Origin of the sequence: Pseudomonas kurunegalensis (assembly GCF_030291635.1) — a bacterium.
GTDB classification, from domain to species: domain Bacteria; phylum Pseudomonadota; class Gammaproteobacteria; order Pseudomonadales; family Pseudomonadaceae; genus Aquipseudomonas; species Aquipseudomonas monteilii.
On sequence record NZ_CP127871.1, the window covers coordinates 1,263,858 to 1,279,017 of the forward strand.

The following is a 15,160-nucleotide window of genomic DNA, read 5'->3' on the forward strand; positions in this document are numbered from 1 at the left end:
CGTTTGCCACCGAGTTTTCATGTCCGCCCTCGACCATCCCCTGATCGACCAGTTTCTTGACGCCCTGTGGCTCGAAAAAGGCCTGTCCGACAACACCCGCGTGTCCTACCGCAGCGACCTGGCCCTGTTCAACGGCTGGCTGCAGGCGCACTCGGTTTCCTTGCCTGATGCTGGCCGTGACCTGATCCTCGACCACCTGGCCTGGCGCCTCGACCAGGGCTACAAGCCACGCTCCACGGCACGCTTTCTTTCCGGCCTGCGCGGCTTCTTCCGCTACCTGCTGCGGGAAAAGCTGGTGGCCATCGACCCAACCCTGCAGGTCGAGATGCCGCAGTTGGGCAAGCCGCTGCCCAAGTCGCTCTCCGAAGCCGACGTCGAGGCCTTGCTGCAAGCCCCGGACCTGGGCGAAGCCATTGGCCAGCGCGACCGCGCCATGCTCGAAGTGCTGTATGCCTGCGGCCTGCGCGTCACCGAACTGGTCAGCCTGACCCTCGACCAGGTCAATCTGCGCCAAGGTGTACTGCGTGTGATGGGCAAGGGCAGCAAGGAGCGCCTGGTGCCGATGGGGGAAGAGGCGGTCGTGTGGCTGGAGCGCTATCAACGTGACGGTCGTGCCGAACTGCTCAATGGTCGCCCCAGCGACGTGCTGTTCCCCAGCCTGCGTGGCGAGCAGATGACCCGGCAGACCTTCTGGCACCGCATCAAGCACCATGCCCGGGTTGCCGGCATCGACAAGCCGCTGTCGCCGCATACCCTGCGCCACGCCTTCGCCACCCACCTGCTCAACCATGGCGCCGACCTGCGCGTGGTGCAGATGCTGCTTGGCCACAGCGACCTGTCCACCACGCAGATCTACACCCACGTCGCCAAGGCCCGTCTGCAGCAGTTGCACGCCCAGCACCACCCGCGTGGATGAATGTTTTTCATGTTCCGCCGACTGGTCCTTGCAAGGCCCTTCACCGGCGGTGTGATGTGGTAGGCTTGGGCGGTTTGCACCAAGGGCCGCACGGCCACCGCGTATTTTCCGCAGGTGGCGCCCTCCGGCCCCTGTCCGCCTTCAGGAGTTCCCATGCGCGTGACCCAGTTTTTCGCCGCCGCCGCGTTGGCGCTGGCCAGTACGTTTGCCGTAGCTGCGGCAACCGATAGCAATGCCGGTGCCGAGCAGGCCATCCGTAAATCGTTGCAAAACCTCGAGCTGGAAGTGCCCGTGGAAAGCGTGGCCAGCAGCCCGCTCAACGGCCTCTATGAAGTGAAGCTACAGGGTGGCCGCGTGCTGTACGCCAGCGCCGACGGCCAGTTCGTGATGCAGGGCTACCTGTTCCAGATCCAGGACGGCAAGCCGGTCAACCTCACCGAAAAAACCGAGCGCCAAGGCATCGCCAAGCTCATCAACGGCATTCCAGCCGCCGAGATGGTGGTTTATCCTGCCAAGGGTGAGACCAAGTCGCACATTACCGTATTCACCGACACCACCTGCCCGTACTGCCACAAGCTGCACGCTGAAGTGCCCGAGCTGAACCGCCGCGGTATCGAAGTGCGCTACGTCGCCTTCCCGCGTCAGGGCCTCGGCTCGCCGGGTGACCAGCAGTTGCAGGCGGTGTGGTGCTCCAGCGACCGCCGTGGGGCGATGGACAAGATGGTCGAAGGCGAAGAAATCAAGGCTGCCAAGTGCACCAACCCGGTCAGCAAGCAGTTCCAGCTGGGCCAGTCGATCGGCGTCAACGGCACGCCGGCCATCGTGCTTGAAAGCGGCCAGGTCATTCCGGGCTACCAGCCGGCACCGCAGGTCGCCAAGCTGGCACTGGCCAAGTAATCCAATTCAGTACGCCGTCGTCATGGGGTGACGGCATGTTTCACGGTCGGCAAACGTGCCGGCCGTTCAATGGGGAGTTCACAGTGAAACCGGTCAAAGTAGGCATCTGTGGGTTGGGGACCGTCGGTGGCGGAACCTTCAATGTACTTCAGCGCAACGCCGAGGAGATTGCCCGCCGTGCCGGGCGCGGTATTGAAGTGGCACAGATCGCCATGCGCTCGCAGAACCCGAACTGCCAGATTACCGGTACCCCCATTACCGCTGACGTGTTCGAAGTTGCGAGCAACCCGGAGATCGACATTGTCATCGAGCTGATCGGTGGCTACACCATCGCCCGCGACCTGGTACTCAAGGCTATTGAGAACGGCAAGCACGTGGTCACCGCCAACAAGGCGCTGATTGCCGTGCACGGCAACGAAATCTTCGCCAAGGCCCGCGAGAAGGGCGTCATCGTCGCCTTCGAAGCGGCCGTGGCTGGCGGCATCCCGGTGATCAAGGCCATCCGCGAGGGCCTGTCGGCCAACCGCATCAACTGGCTGGCCGGTATCATCAACGGCACCGGCAACTTCATCCTCACCGAAATGCGCGAGAAGGGCCGTGCCTTCCCGGACGTGCTGGCCGAAGCCCAGGCGCTGGGTTACGCCGAAGCCGACCCGACCTTCGACGTCGAGGGCATCGACGCCGCGCACAAGCTGACCATCCTGGCGTCCATCGCCTTCGGCATCCCGCTGCAGTTCGACAAGGCCTACACCGAAGGCATCACCCAGCTGACCACCGCTGACGTGAACTATGCCGAGGCCCTGGGCTACCGCATCAAGCACCTGGGTGTGGCGCGTCGTACTGCCGAAGGCATCGAGCTGCGCGTACACCCCACGCTGATCCCGGCTGACCGCCTGATCGCCAACGTCAACGGCGTGATGAACGCCGTGATGGTCAACGGTGACGCCGCCGGTTCCACCCTGTACTACGGCGCGGGCGCCGGCATGGAGCCTACCGCTTCGTCGGTGGTCGGTGACCTGGTGGATGTGGTGCGTGCCATGACCTCCGACCCGGAAAACCGCGTGCCGCACCTGGCCTTCCAGCCAGACGCGCTGTCGGCCCACCCGATCCTGCCGATCGAAGCCTGCGAGAGTGCCTACTACCTGCGCATCCAGGCCAAGGATCACCCGGGCGTACTGGCCCAGGTGGCCAGCATCCTGTCGGAGCGTGGCATCAACATCGAGTCGATCATGCAGAAGGAAGCCGAGGAGCAGGACGGCCTGGTGCCGATGATCCTGCTGACCCACGGCGTGGTCGAGCAGCGTATCAACGACGCCATCGTCGCCCTGGAAGCCCTGCAGGACGTGGTCGGCAAGGTCGTGCGCATCCGCGTCGAACAGCTCAATTAAGTGGCAAGCTTCAAGCTGCAAGCTGCAAGTAAAGGCAGTTCGGTGTTGAAGCTTCGAAGAGAGTAAATTTGCGGCAAGGATGAGACGCAGAGCACGAGAGCAATGCCAATCGGCTTTTTCTTGTAGCTTGCAACTTATAGCTTGCCGCTCAAACCAAAGGTTTGCACCCATGCGCTATATCAGTACCCGCGGCCAGGCACCGGCCCTGAATTTCGAAGACGTGCTGCTGGCTGGCCTGGCCAGTGACGGCGGCCTGTACGTACCCGAGAACCTGCCACGCTTCACCCAGGAAGAAATCGCCTCGTGGGCCGGCCTGCCGTACCACGAACTGGCCTTCCGTGTGATGCGTCCGTTCGTCGAAGGCAGCATCGCCGACGCCGACTTCAAGAAAATCCTTGAAGAAACCTACGGCGAGTTCGCCCACGCCGCCGTCGCCCCGCTGCGTCAGCTGAACAGCAACGAGTGGGTGCTGGAGCTGTTCCACGGCCCGACCCTGGCGTTCAAGGACTTTGCCCTGCAACTGCTCGGCCGCCTGCTCGACCACGTGCTGGCCAAGCGCAACGAGCGCGTGGTGATCATCGGCGCCACCAGCGGTGACACCGGTTCCGCCGCCATCGAAGGCTGCCGCCGTTGCGACAACGTCGACATCTTCATCCTGCACCCGCACCAGCGCGTGTCGGAAGTGCAGCGCCGCCAGATGACTACCATCTTCGGCGACAACATCCACAACATCGCCATCGAAGGCAACTTCGACGACTGCCAGGAAATGGTCAAGGCCAGCTTCGCTGACCAGTCGTTCCTCAAGGGCACCCGCCTGGTAGCGGTCAACTCGATCAACTGGGCGCGGATCATGGCCCAGATCGTCTACTACTTCCATGCAGCCCTGCAGTTGGGTAGCCCGGCGCGTTCGGTCGCGTTCTCGGTACCTACCGGCAACTTTGGCGACATCTTCGCCGGTTACCTGGCCCGCAACATGGGTCTGCCGGTCAGCCAGCTGATCGTCGCCACCAACCGCAACGACATCCTGCACCGCTTCATGAGCGGCAACCAGTATGTGAAGGAAACCCTGCACGCGACCCTGTCGCCGTCGATGGACATCATGGTTTCGTCCAACTTCGAACGCCTGCTGTTCGACCTGCACGGCCGCAATGGTGGCGCCATCGCCGAACTGATGGCCAACTTCAAGCAGGGCGGTGGTTTCAGCGTCGAGCAAGACCGCTGGACCGAAGCGCGCAAGCTGTTCGACTCGCTGGCCGTCAGCGACGAGCAAACCTGCGAGACCATTGCCGAGGTGTTCGCCGCCACGGGTGAAGTGCTCGACCCGCATACCGCAATTGGCGTCAAAGCCGCGCGCGAGTGCCGTCGCAGCCTGGACACGCCGATGGTGGTGCTGGGTACCGCCCACCCGGTCAAGTTCCCGGAAGCGGTGGAGAAGGCAGGTGTTGGCAAGGCGCTGGAGCTGCCAGCACACCTCACTGACCTGTTCAGCCGTGAAGAGCGTTGCACGGTACTGGCCAATGACCTGAAAGCTGTTCAGGGCTTTGTCAGCCAGCACGGCAACCGCGGCAAACCGCTGTAACAGCCAGGGCCGCGTTGCGGCCCATCGCCGGCAAGCCAGCTCCCACCTTGATCGCGTAGATCCAAGGTCATGTGCACTACATGTGGGAGCTGGCTTGCCGGCGATGGGCTGCAAAGCAGCCCCAAAATCTCGGATTTTTCTTGGGCTGCGCAGGAAAAATCTCATTCTTCCATGCCAAGCGCAAAGCTAACTTAGCCGGTCCTCCCACCAGGAGCGGCTCATGCACCAGCCCTACGTGTTGATTCACCAGGCTCGCCCATCCCACCAGATCCTTCTGCACCAGGCCCTCAACGCCCAAGGCCTGTTCAACGTGCGCATCAGCGCAAACACCAATGACCTGGACGCCTGCCTGAACGCTGAGCGTCGCCCCGACCTGCTGATTCTCGACCATGCCATGCCAACTCGCTCAGGCCTCGCCTTGCTCGCCCAGCAGCACCGGGCGCGTGCGCTGTTGTTCGTCGGTCAGCCCACCCCCAAGCGCCATAACCTTGCCCAGGCAGCCAGAAGCCGGGGGCTGTGGGTGCTCGCCGAGCTGCCCTGGCCGCTGTCGATGCCGCGCCTGCAGCATGCCCTGCAAACACTGCAGGCCCGCCCGGGGCAGCGTATTCAAACTGTCATCTCAGCCCCGCATGCTCACTGACGCGGGCGCGGTTTGACGAACTTTCTGCGGCGCCTGCTGGTCAGTTCCTTTAGATCCCACCACGCAGCGAGTGATCCGGATGGAAAGAATCTGCAGCCTGCTCAACGACGCCCTGACCCCCTATCAGACCCACCTCGGCATCACCGATGCCAATGGCAATCGCCAACTGACCGTTCACGACCGCCTCGCCGGCATCACCCTGCGGCGTACGGTCAGCGAGCGCCAGTTGCAGGAGCAACGCCTGTTGATCGATCTGGTGGATGGCCTGCACCGTGACCTGCAGATTGCCGAAGGGCGCTTGCAGCCCTGTGTGATCGCGGCATTGCAGCAGCGTCAACAACCGCAGGGAACCTTTGCCTGAGTGGTTTATCAGACACTGTAGGGGCAGCCAGCCAGTGCTTTGCTCCGGCGCTGGCAAGGCTGTCACGGGAAGTCCCCAAGGACTTTCGCTTGGCCCCGGGCGTCTTCCCCAGCGTCCGGGGTTTCTTTTTTCAGGTGATCAAGGGGCTTCGAAGAAGCGCTTGCTGTCTTCCAGGTAGTCTTCCTGCAACGACGGGTCCAGCCAGTGCGCATACAAGCCAGGCAGCACGTCCCGGCGCAAAGCAGGCAATAGCTGGTTGATATGCGCTACCGCTTTGCGGCCCGACGGATTGTCAGAGCAGGCGACATGGAGAAACTGGTAGTGCTCCACCCCCTGGACAGGATGAAACTGATAGTCGGCCAGTGAGCCGCCTTGCTGCTGAAGCAAGTAACGAACTTCGTGCCAGTAGCCGAGCACCAAGCGTAGGCGCCCCAGTTTTTGCATTTGCAGCAGGTTGGCTGTGGCGTCGTTGCCATAGTGCCGGCTAAGCGCAGTATCAGGTAGCTGCTGCAGAATGGCGTCGATCTGCGTGCCATAGCTACGTTCGGCAACAATGCCCAGTTTCACCGGGGCGTTGCTCAGCAGGCCATGCAGGTCCACTTCCTGGCTGTCGAGGTAGGGCGCCACCAGGGCCTGGTTTTCCTTGCGCAGCACCAGGCCACCACTGAGCACACCCAGCGTTGGCATGGAAAAAAGCGCATATTTGGCCCGTTCCGGGGTCCATAGCAGGGTCGGGTCGCAGGTGAATGTGTTGCGGTCTTGCAGCATCTGGATGCCGCGTGCACGGTTGACCCGCACGATGGTGTGGTCGTACTCGGGCATCTGCCTGGTCAGCAGCGGCAATAGCTGGTCGATCACCCCTTGGCCTTTTTCCGGTCCTTCGAAAATGGTGAAGGGTGGCAGGTCGCGCACCAGCCAGAAGATGCGCTCCTTGGCGCTGGCAGGTTGCATGAGCAATGCGGGCAGCAGCCCGCACAGCAGGATCAGGTGGCGTAGCCAGTAGGCAGCGCGCATCGGCAAGGGCAGCGGCAGGCGTCAGACCGCGCCGGCCTGGCGCAGGCCGGCAATGGCCGCTGCGTCATAGCCCAGGCGGGTGAGCAGTGCCTCGGTGTGTTCGCCCAGCGCCGGGCCGACCCACTCGGTGGAGCCAGGTGTATCCGACAGCTTGGGCACGATGCCTGGCATGCGGAACGGCTTGCCATCCGGCAACTTGGCCTGCAGGAACATCTCTCGTGCCAGGTATTGCGGGTCGTTGAACATGTCCTCGGCCGAGTAGATGCGGCTGGCAGGTACCTCTGCCGTGGTCAGCACCTGCATCAGTTGCTCCAGTGGCAGGCTGTTGGCCCAGCGGTCAATCACCCCGTAGAGTTCGTCACGGCGCAGGTCGCGGCCATCATTGGTGGCCAGGGTAGGGTCATCCGCCAGGTCGGTGCGGCCAATCGCCAGCATGAAACGTTTGAAGATGGCATCGCCGTTGGCGCCAATTTGCACATGCTTGCCGTCGGCGCTGGTATGGATGGAGGAGGGTGTGATGCCCGGCATGATGTTGCCGGTGCGCTCGCGGATAAACCCGAACACATCGAATTCCGGCACCATGCTTTCCATCATGGCGAAGATCGCTTCATACAGCGCCACGTCCACAACCTGGCCCTGGCCGCCATTGACCTCACGGTGGCGCAGCGCCATTAACGCGCCAATCACCCCCCAAAGGGCAGCAATCGAGTCACCGATGGAAATGCCCGTGCGCACCGGTGGGCGGTCGTCGAAGCCGGTAATGTAGCGCAGGCCACCCATCGACTCGCCCACCGCGCCGAAGCCGGGCTGGTCTTTCATCGGCCCGGTCTGGCCAAAGCCCGACAGGCGCACCATGACCAGGCGCGGGTTAAGGGCATGCAGCACATCCCAGCCCAGGCCGAGCTTTTCGAGCACGCCCGGGCGGAAGTTTTCGATCAGAATGTCGGCTTCGGCCAGCAGCTTTTTCAGCACCTCGCGGCCTTCGGGGTGCTTGAGGTTAAGCGTGAGCGACTGCTTGTTGCGCGCCTGCACGAACCACCACAGCGAAGTGCCCTCATACAGCTTGCGCCACTTGCGCAGCGGGTCGCCGCCATCCGGAGACTCGACCTTGATCACTTCGGCACCGAATTCGGCACAGATGCGCGAGGCGAACGGCCCGGCAATCAGCGTGCCGAGTTCCACAACTTTAAGGCCGGCGAGGGGTTTGCTGGGCGTCGACATGGGGCATCCGTGGCAGCTGGGCAGAGCCGTGGTTTTATCACACGTCGGTTTCGCCGGGTACTGCTGCGGCGCATGGACGGTGCGGATGGGTTAGACTGTGCCACTTTTCTTTTGCACGAAGCCCCTCGACCATGGCCCAGCCGTCCACCACCTACAAGTTCGAATTGAATCTCACCGACCTTGATCGCAACGTCTACGAAAGCGTCAAGCAGACCATCGCTCGTCACCCGTCGGAAACCGAAGAGCGCATGGCAGTTCGTTTGTTGGCGTACGCGCTTTGGTACAACGAGAACTTGTCGTTTGGCCGTGGCCTGTCGGATGTCGATGAGCCGGCGCTGTGGGAAAAGAGCCTGGACGACCGCGTGCTGCACTGGATCGAAGTCGGCCAACCCGATGCCGACCGCCTGACCTGGTGCTCGCGCCGTACCGAGCGCACCAGCCTGCTGGCCTACGGCAGCCTGCGCGTGTGGGAAGGTAAAGTGGTGAGCGCGGTCAAGAACCTGAAGAACCTGAGCATTGCCGCCGTGCCACAGGAAGTGCTGGAAACCCTGGCCACCGACATGCCGCGCAGCATCAAGTGGGACGTGATGATCAGCGAAGGCACGGTGTTCGTGACTGACGACCGAGGCCAGCATGAAGTGCAACTGCAGTGGCTGCTCGGTGAGCGTGGCTGAAGCAACCCATGCGTATCGAACCTCGCCCCCTGCCGCCGACCCTGCCATTCCTGGGTAACCTGCCTCCCTTGCTGACCCGCCTGTACGCCGCGCGTGGCGTGCAAAGCGAGGCCGAGCTGGACAAAAGCCTGGCGCGTCTGCTGCCGTATCAGCAGCTCAAGGGCATCGAGGCCGGTGTTGACCTGCTGGTCGAGGCCCTCGACCAGCACCAGCGTATCCTGATTGTGGGTGACTTCGATGCCGATGGCGCCACCGCCAGCACTGTCGGGGTGCTGGGCCTGCGCCTGCTGGGCGCGGCCCATGTCGATTACCTGGTGCCCAACCGGTTCGAGTACGGCTACGGCCTGACCCCGGAAATCGTCGAGGTGGCGCTGCAGCGTCAGCCGCAATTGCTGATTACCGTGGACAACGGCATTTCCAGCGTCGAGGGTGTGGCCGCTGCCAAGGCTACCGGGCTCAAGGTACTGGTCACCGACCACCACCTGCCGGGTCAGCAACTGCCTGACGCCGATGCCATCATCAACCCCAACCAGCCGGGCTGTACGTTCCCGAGCAAGGCGCTGGCCGGGGTCGGGGTGATCTTCTATGTGCTGATGGCCCTGCGCGCCCGCTTGCGCAGCCTGGGGCGCTACGAGACGCAACCGCAGCCGAACATCGGCGAACTGCTCGACCTGGTCGCGCTGGGCAGCGTCGCCGACGTGGTGCCGCTGGATGCCAACAACCGCATCCTGGTGCATCAGGGCCTCGAGCGTATTCGTGCCGGCCGTGCCCGGCCAGGGCTGAAAGCCATTCTGGAAGTGGCCCGCCGTGACCACCGGCGCATCACCTCGACCGACCTGGGTTTCATCCTTGGCCCTCGGTTGAACGCTGCCGGGCGCCTGGACGACATGAGCCTGGGCATCGAGTGCCTGCTGTGCGAAGACGCGGCCCTGGCCCAGGACATGGCTCAGCAGCTGGACGACCTGAACCAGGACCGCAAGTCCATCGAGCAGGGCATGCAGCGCGAAGCCCTGGCCCAGCTCAAGGACCTGCCGGTCGAGTCCATGCCTTATGGCCTGTGCCTGTTCGATGCAGATTGGCACCAAGGCGTGATCGGTATTCTGGCTTCGCGCCTGAAAGAACGTTATCACCGGCCGACTATCGCTTTTGCCGATGCCGGCGAGGGCATGCTCAAAGGTTCGGCGCGCTCGGTGCCGGGGTTCCACATCCGTGACGCGCTGGATGCCGTAGCGGCCCGCCACCCAGAGCTGATCAGCAAGTTCGGCGGCCACGCCATGGCAGCGGGGCTGTCGTTGCCCGAGGGTAATTTCCCCGCATTTGCCGAAGCATTCGATGAAGAAGTGCGGCGCCAGTTGCGTGAGGAAGACCTCACCGGCCGGTTGCTGTCCGATGGCAGCCTGGCCGTGGAAGAGTTCCACCTCGACCTGGCCAAGGCCCTGCGCCATGCCGGCCCTTGGGGCCAGCACTTCCCCGAGCCGCTGTTCCATGGCGTGTTCCAGCTGGTGGAGCAGCGTGTGGTGGGCGAACGGCACCTGAAGGTGGTGCTCAAGAGCGAGTGCGGTTCGGTGCGGCTGGACGGTATTGCCTTCGGCATCGACCGCGAAGTGTGGCCGAACCCGACCGTGCGCTGGGTCGAGCTGGCCTACAAGCTGGATGTGAACGAGTTTCGTGGCAACGAAAGTGTGCAGCTGATGATTGCCCACATGGAGCCGCGCTGACAGCTTCAAGGGGCTTGCCTTGATTTTTGTGGTGTGGCGGAAATCGAGCGCCGCCCGCGCGGCGCATCGCGAGCAAGCTCGCTCCTACATTTGTTCCGGGCCAGTAATGCCTGTGCCATCGCACGCGACCGCCTTGTTTGTACGACGCGATATCGAGCCATGCGCCGAGGCGTTCGCGCGCAAATCCCGCAGGAAACTCTGGCCCGAAACAAATGTAGGAGCGAGCTTGCTCGCGATGCGCCGCGCGGGCGGCGCTCGATCTCACAGTCGCCACATCTCTCAAGCCAAGCACCTCGCATCCCACCGAAACCCCATGGAACCTACCCCCCACCCATTCTGGTCTAGTCTGAAGTTATGACCGGACCTGGGCCAGGGACGTGCAATTGAGTGTCCGGGCCGGACCACCATTGGAGTCCTTGGGAGGTGCCCTCATGAGCCTGCTGCTCGAGCCTTACACCCTGCGTCAGCTGACCCTGCCCAACCGCATCGCTGTGTCACCGATGTGCCAGTATTCCGCCGTCGATGGCCTGGCCAACGACTGGCACCTTGTTCATTTGGGCAGCCGCGCCGTGGGTGGTGCGGGCCTGGTTATCACTGAAGCCGTGGCGGTAACCGCCGATGGCCGCATCACCGCTGAAGACCTTGGCCTGTGGGACGACGCACAGATCGCCCCGTTGCAACGTATTACCCGCTTCATCACCGCACAAGGTGCCGTGCCTGGCATCCAGCTGGCCCACGCCGGGCGCAAGGCCAGTACCTATCGCCCATGGCTGGGCAAGCAGGGCAGTGTGAAGCTCGAAGACGGTGGCTGGCAGCCAGTTGGGCCATCGAAGATCGCGTTCGACCCACAACACACGCCGCCGCATGAATTGAATCACGAAGAGATCCAGGGTGTGATCGCTGCCTTCGTCGCCTCGACCCAGCGCGCCCTGGCGGCCGGTTTCAAGGTGGTCGAAATCCACGCCGCCCATGGCTACCTGTTGCATCAGTTCCTGTCCCCGTTGAGTAACCAGCGCCGCGACGAGTACGGCAGCTGCTTTGAGAACCGCATCCGCCTGACCCTGCAGGTGGTCGAGGCCGTGCGCAAGATCTGGCCGGCCGAATTGCCGCTGTTGGTGCGGGTATCGGCAACCGATTGGGTCGAAGACGGCTGGAACCCCGATGAAACCGTCGAACTGGCCCGCCGACTGCGCGGCTTGGGGGTCGACCTGATCGACGTATCTTCCGGCGGCACCTCGGTAAACGCCGAGATCCCCACCGGCCCCGGCTACCAGACGCGCTTCGCCGAACGCGTGCGCAAGGAATCGGAAATCGCCACCGGCACTGTGGGCATGATCACCGAACCGGCCCAGGCCGAGCACATTTTGCGGACCGGCCAGGCCGACATCATCTTCCTCGCCCGCGAACTGCTGCGCGACCCGTACTGGCCGCTGCATGCCGATGATGACCTGGGCGGTAACAAAGCTACCTGGCCCGCGCAGTACCAACGTGCGACCAGCCGGGCCAACCCGATTCACGAGTCTGATCTGCGGGATTAGGTTTTCGCAGTACCGGCCTCTTCGCGGGCAAGCCCGCGAAGAGGCCGGTAGATTCAATACTGGGCTAGTGCTTGATCATCACATGCCGCACACAGGTGTAATCCTCCAGTCCATACATCGACATGTCCTTCCCGTACCCCGAATGCTTCTGCCCGCCATGGGGCATTTCGCTCACCAGCATGAAGTGGGTGTTCACCCAGGTGCAGCCATACTGCAAGCGCGCTGCCAGGCGGTGGGCGCGGCCGGTGTCGCGGGTCCATACCGATGAGGCCAGGCCGTAGTTGGAGTCGTTGGCCCATGCCAGCGCCTGCGCTTCGTCGGAGAAGCGCGTGACCGAAACCACCGGGCCGAACACTTCATTGCGCACGATCTCGTCATCCTGCTGGGCATCGGCCAGCACCGTCGGCTCGAAGAAGAAACCCTCGCCATCGATCACCTTGCCCCCCGTCACCAGGCGAATGTGCGGCTGGGCGATGGCGCGCTGTACCAGGCCGGCTACCTTGTCGCGGTGCTGGGCACTGATCAGTGGCCCCAGCTCGGTGTCCTCGGCCTCTTGCAGGCCAGGTTTGAGGCTCGCGACGGCTTCACCCAGGCGCTCGACAAAGCGCTCGTAGATCCCGTCCTGCACATACAGGCGGCAGGCGGCGGTGCAGTCCTGGCCGGCGTTGTAGAAGCCAAAGGTGCGGATGCCATCGACGGCAGCGTCGATGTCGGCATCGTCGAACACCAGCACCGGGGCCTTGCCACCCAGTTCCATGTGCATGCGTTTCACGCTGTCGGCGGTGGCGCTGATGATGTGCGCGCCAGTAGGGATCGAGCCGGTCAGTGACACCATGCGCACCTTGGGGTGATTGACCAGCGGGTTGCCCACCGTCTGGCCGCGGCCGAACAGGATGTTCAGTACGCCCGGTGGCAGCAGGTCCTGAGACAGTTCACCCAGGCGCAGGGCGGTTAGTGGGGTCAATTCGGATGGCTTGATCACCACGGTGTTGCCAGCGGCCAGAGCGGGGGCGATCTTCCAGGCCAGCATCATCAACGGGTAGTTCCACGGGGCAATCGAAGCCACCACGCCCAGCGGGTCGCGGCGGATCATCGAGGTGTGGCCCGGCAGGTACTCGCCGGCCGCCGAACCGCCCAGGCAGCGCGCTGCCCCGGCAAAATAGCGGAACACGTCGGCAATGGCCGGGATTTCATCATTCAACGCGGCACTCAGCGGCTTGCCGCAGTTCTGCGATTCCAGCCGGGCCAGTTCATCGCCATGGGCCTCGATGGCATCTGCCAGCGCCAGCAAGGCTTGCGAGCGGTCCTTGGGGCTGGTTTGCGACCAGCTGTCGAAGGCCTGGTCGGCGGCGCGCACGGCGCTGTCCACCTGGGCTTCGGTGGCTTCGTTGATCTGCGCCAGGGCAGTGCCCAGCGCCGGGTTCAGTACGGTCCAGGCCGGGCCTTCGCCAGCGACCAGCCGGCCATTGATCAGCATCTGCGTTTGCATCGGGGACTCCTCCAGGGTCATTTGCCACTGCCCGCAACGCTTTCGCCGCCACGGGTCAGGTAATAGGCGCCAAGGATCGGCAGCATGGTCACCAGCATCACCAGCATGGCGACCACGTTGGTCACCGGCACGTCGCGCGGGCGGCTGAGCTGGTTGAGCAACCAGATCGGCAGCGTGCGCTCGTGGCCGGCGGTGAAGGTGGTGACGATGATTTCATCGAACGACAGGGCAAAGGCCAGCATGCCACCGGCCAGCAGCGCCGAGCCGAGGTTGGGCAGGATGATGTAGCGGAAGGTTTGCCAGCCATCGGCGCCCAGGTCCATCGAGGCTTCGATCAGGCTTTGCGAGGTGCGCCGCAGGCGGGCGATCACGTTGTTGTAGACGATGACCACGCAGAACGTGGCATGGCCGACCACGATGGTGAATACACCGGGCTCTATGCCCAGTGTCTTGAACGCCGAGAGCAGGGCGATGCCGGTGATGATGCCGGGCAGGGCGATGGGCAGGATGAGCATCAGCGAAATGCTTTCCTTGCCGAAAAAGCTGCGCCGGTACAGCGCCGCCGAGGCCAAGGTGCCGAGAACCAGGGCGATCAGCGTGGCCAGGCAGGCCACCTGCAGCGACAGCTTGATCGCCTCCAGCACATCGGGCCGGGCGAAGGCCACGGCGAACCACTTCAGGGTAAAGCCCTTGGGCGGGAAGCTGAATGCCGCGTCTTCGGTGTTGAACGCGTACAGGAAGATGATCAGGATCGGAAAATGCAAAAACAGCAACCCGCCCCAGGCCGCCAGGCGCAGCCCCGTTGATGCTTTTTCAGAGTGCATCGAAGGCCCCCAGGCGCTTGACGATGGACAGGTACACCGCAATCAGCACGATCGGCACCAGGGTGAACGCGGCGGCCATCGGCATGTTGCCGATCGCCCCTTGCTGGGCATAGACCATGCTGCCGATGAAATAGCCAGGCGGGCCGACCAGTTGCGGCACGATGAAGTCGCCCAGGGTGAGCGAGAACGTGAAGATCGAGCCGGCCGCAATGCCCGGAATCGACAGCGGCAAGATCACCTGGACGAAGGTTTGCCCAGGCCGTGCGCCGAGGTCTGCCGAGGCTTGCAGCAGTGAAGGCGGCAGGCGCTCAAGCGAGGCCTGGATCGGCAGGATCATGAACGGCAGCCAGATGTACACGAACACCATGAAGCGCCCCAGGTGCGACGTCGACAGCGTGCTGCCACCCACACCCGGCACGGTCAGCACCGCTTGCAGCAGCCCGTCCAGGTGTAGCTGCTGGACAAACCACTGCGCCACGCCGCCCTTGGCCAGCAGCAGGGTCCAGGCATAGGTCTTGACGATGTAGCTGGCCCACATCGGCATCATCACCGCGATATAGAAAAACGCCTTGGTCTTGCCGTTGGTGTAGCGCGCCATGTAGTAGGCGATGGGGAAGGCCAGCACCGCGCTGGCCAGCGACACGGCCACGGCCATGCCCAGGGTGCGCAGGATGATGTCGAAGTTCGACGGGTTGAACAGCGCGGCGAAGTTGCCCAGGGTGAGGTCCGGCGTCACCGCCATGGTGAAGTCGTCGAAGGTATAGAAACCTTGCCACAGCAGGTTCAGCAACGAGCCCAGGTAAATCGCGCCGAACCAGGTCAGCGGCGGGATCAACAGCAATGCCAGGTACAGGTTGGGGCGCCGGTACAGCAGGTTGGAGAGGCTGCGCAATGTGCTCAT

14 protein-coding genes are annotated in these 15,160 nt (G+C 63.4%); 9 read left to right on the top strand and 5 right to left on the bottom strand.

The genetic code is table 11. The features are described from left to right. Positions 1-19: 19 nt before the first annotated feature. The 6 genes from xerD (at position 20) to QQ992_RS05685 (ending at position 5,781) form a co-directional block, all read left to right on the top strand. Entirely contained in the window at positions 20-916 is an 897-nt protein-coding gene (gene xerD / locus QQ992_RS05660) for a site-specific tyrosine recombinase XerD (RefSeq protein ID WP_060497391.1), read from the top strand. A 153-nt stretch (positions 917-1,069) separates the two neighbouring features. Continuing rightward, entirely contained in the window at positions 1,070-1,813 is a 744-nt protein-coding gene (locus QQ992_RS05665) for a thioredoxin fold domain-containing protein (protein ID WP_012270764.1), read from the top strand. A gap of 83 nt (positions 1,814-1,896) precedes the next feature. Further along, positions 1,897-3,201 carry a homoserine dehydrogenase gene (locus QQ992_RS05670; protein WP_016712995.1) on the top strand — a complete coding sequence of 435 codons (1,305 nt, stop codon included), beginning with the start codon at positions 1,897-1,899 and terminating at the stop codon, positions 3,199-3,201. Between the two features lie 169 nt (positions 3,202-3,370). Beyond that, positions 3,371-4,780 carry a threonine synthase gene (thrC, locus tag QQ992_RS05675; protein ID WP_286112545.1) on the top strand — a complete coding sequence of 470 codons (1,410 nt, stop codon included), beginning with the start codon at positions 3,371-3,373 and terminating at the stop codon, positions 4,778-4,780. 220 nt (positions 4,781-5,000) lie between these two features. After that, on the top strand, positions 5,001-5,420 hold the full coding sequence (locus QQ992_RS05680) for an ANTAR domain-containing protein (protein WP_286112546.1): 420 nt from the start codon (positions 5,001-5,003) through the stop codon (positions 5,418-5,420). 79 nt (positions 5,421-5,499) lie between these two features. After that, positions 5,500-5,781, top strand: coding sequence for a DUF3509 domain-containing protein (locus QQ992_RS05685; protein WP_105946854.1), 282 nt, complete (start codon positions 5,500-5,502; stop codon positions 5,779-5,781). Between the two features lie 138 nt (positions 5,782-5,919). Here QQ992_RS05685 and QQ992_RS05690 read toward each other — a convergent pair whose 3' ends face one another. Both QQ992_RS05690 and QQ992_RS05695 read right to left on the bottom strand, forming a co-directional pair. Then, a complete protein-coding gene (locus QQ992_RS05690) occupies positions 5,920-6,795 on the bottom strand; it encodes a TIGR02285 family protein (RefSeq protein ID WP_286112547.1) in 876 nt (291 codons plus the stop codon). A gap of 21 nt (positions 6,796-6,816) precedes the next feature. Then, complete coding sequence (locus QQ992_RS05695) at positions 6,817-8,016, bottom strand: CaiB/BaiF CoA transferase family protein (protein WP_286112548.1); 1,200 nt, start codon at positions 8,014-8,016, stop codon at positions 6,817-6,819. 131 nt (positions 8,017-8,147) lie between these two features. Between QQ992_RS05695 and QQ992_RS05700 the strand changes: the two genes are divergently transcribed. The 3 genes from QQ992_RS05700 (at position 8,148) to QQ992_RS05710 (ending at position 11,946) form a co-directional block, all read left to right on the top strand. Beyond that, complete coding sequence (locus tag QQ992_RS05700; protein ID WP_003252169.1) at positions 8,148-8,690, top strand: YaeQ family protein; 543 nt, start codon at positions 8,148-8,150, stop codon at positions 8,688-8,690. 8 nt (positions 8,691-8,698) lie between these two features. Further along, on the top strand, positions 8,699-10,408 hold the full coding sequence (recJ, locus tag QQ992_RS05705; protein ID WP_286112549.1) for a single-stranded-DNA-specific exonuclease RecJ: 1,710 nt from the start codon (positions 8,699-8,701) through the stop codon (positions 10,406-10,408). Positions 10,409-10,839: 431 nt separating this feature from the next. Further along, positions 10,840-11,946, top strand: coding sequence for an NADH:flavin oxidoreductase/NADH oxidase (locus tag QQ992_RS05710; protein WP_286112550.1), 1,107 nt, complete (start codon positions 10,840-10,842; stop codon positions 11,944-11,946). A 64-nt stretch (positions 11,947-12,010) separates the two neighbouring features. On the opposite strand, the gene QQ992_RS05715 is transcribed toward QQ992_RS05710, so the two are convergent. From QQ992_RS05715 to QQ992_RS05725, 3 genes are read right to left on the bottom strand one after another with little or no spacing between them, the layout of a single operon-like run. Next, positions 12,011-13,435, bottom strand: coding sequence for a gamma-aminobutyraldehyde dehydrogenase (locus QQ992_RS05715; RefSeq protein ID WP_286112551.1), 1,425 nt, complete (start codon positions 13,433-13,435; stop codon positions 12,011-12,013). Between the two features lie 17 nt (positions 13,436-13,452). Next, positions 13,453-14,259 carry an ABC transporter permease gene (locus QQ992_RS05720; RefSeq protein WP_025337926.1) on the bottom strand — a complete coding sequence of 269 codons (807 nt, stop codon included), beginning with the start codon at positions 14,257-14,259 and terminating at the stop codon, positions 13,453-13,455. Next, a complete protein-coding gene (locus QQ992_RS05725; protein WP_286112553.1) occupies positions 14,249-15,160 on the bottom strand; it encodes an ABC transporter permease in 912 nt (303 codons plus the stop codon). The genes QQ992_RS05720 and QQ992_RS05725 overlap by 11 nt, the downstream gene beginning before the upstream one ends.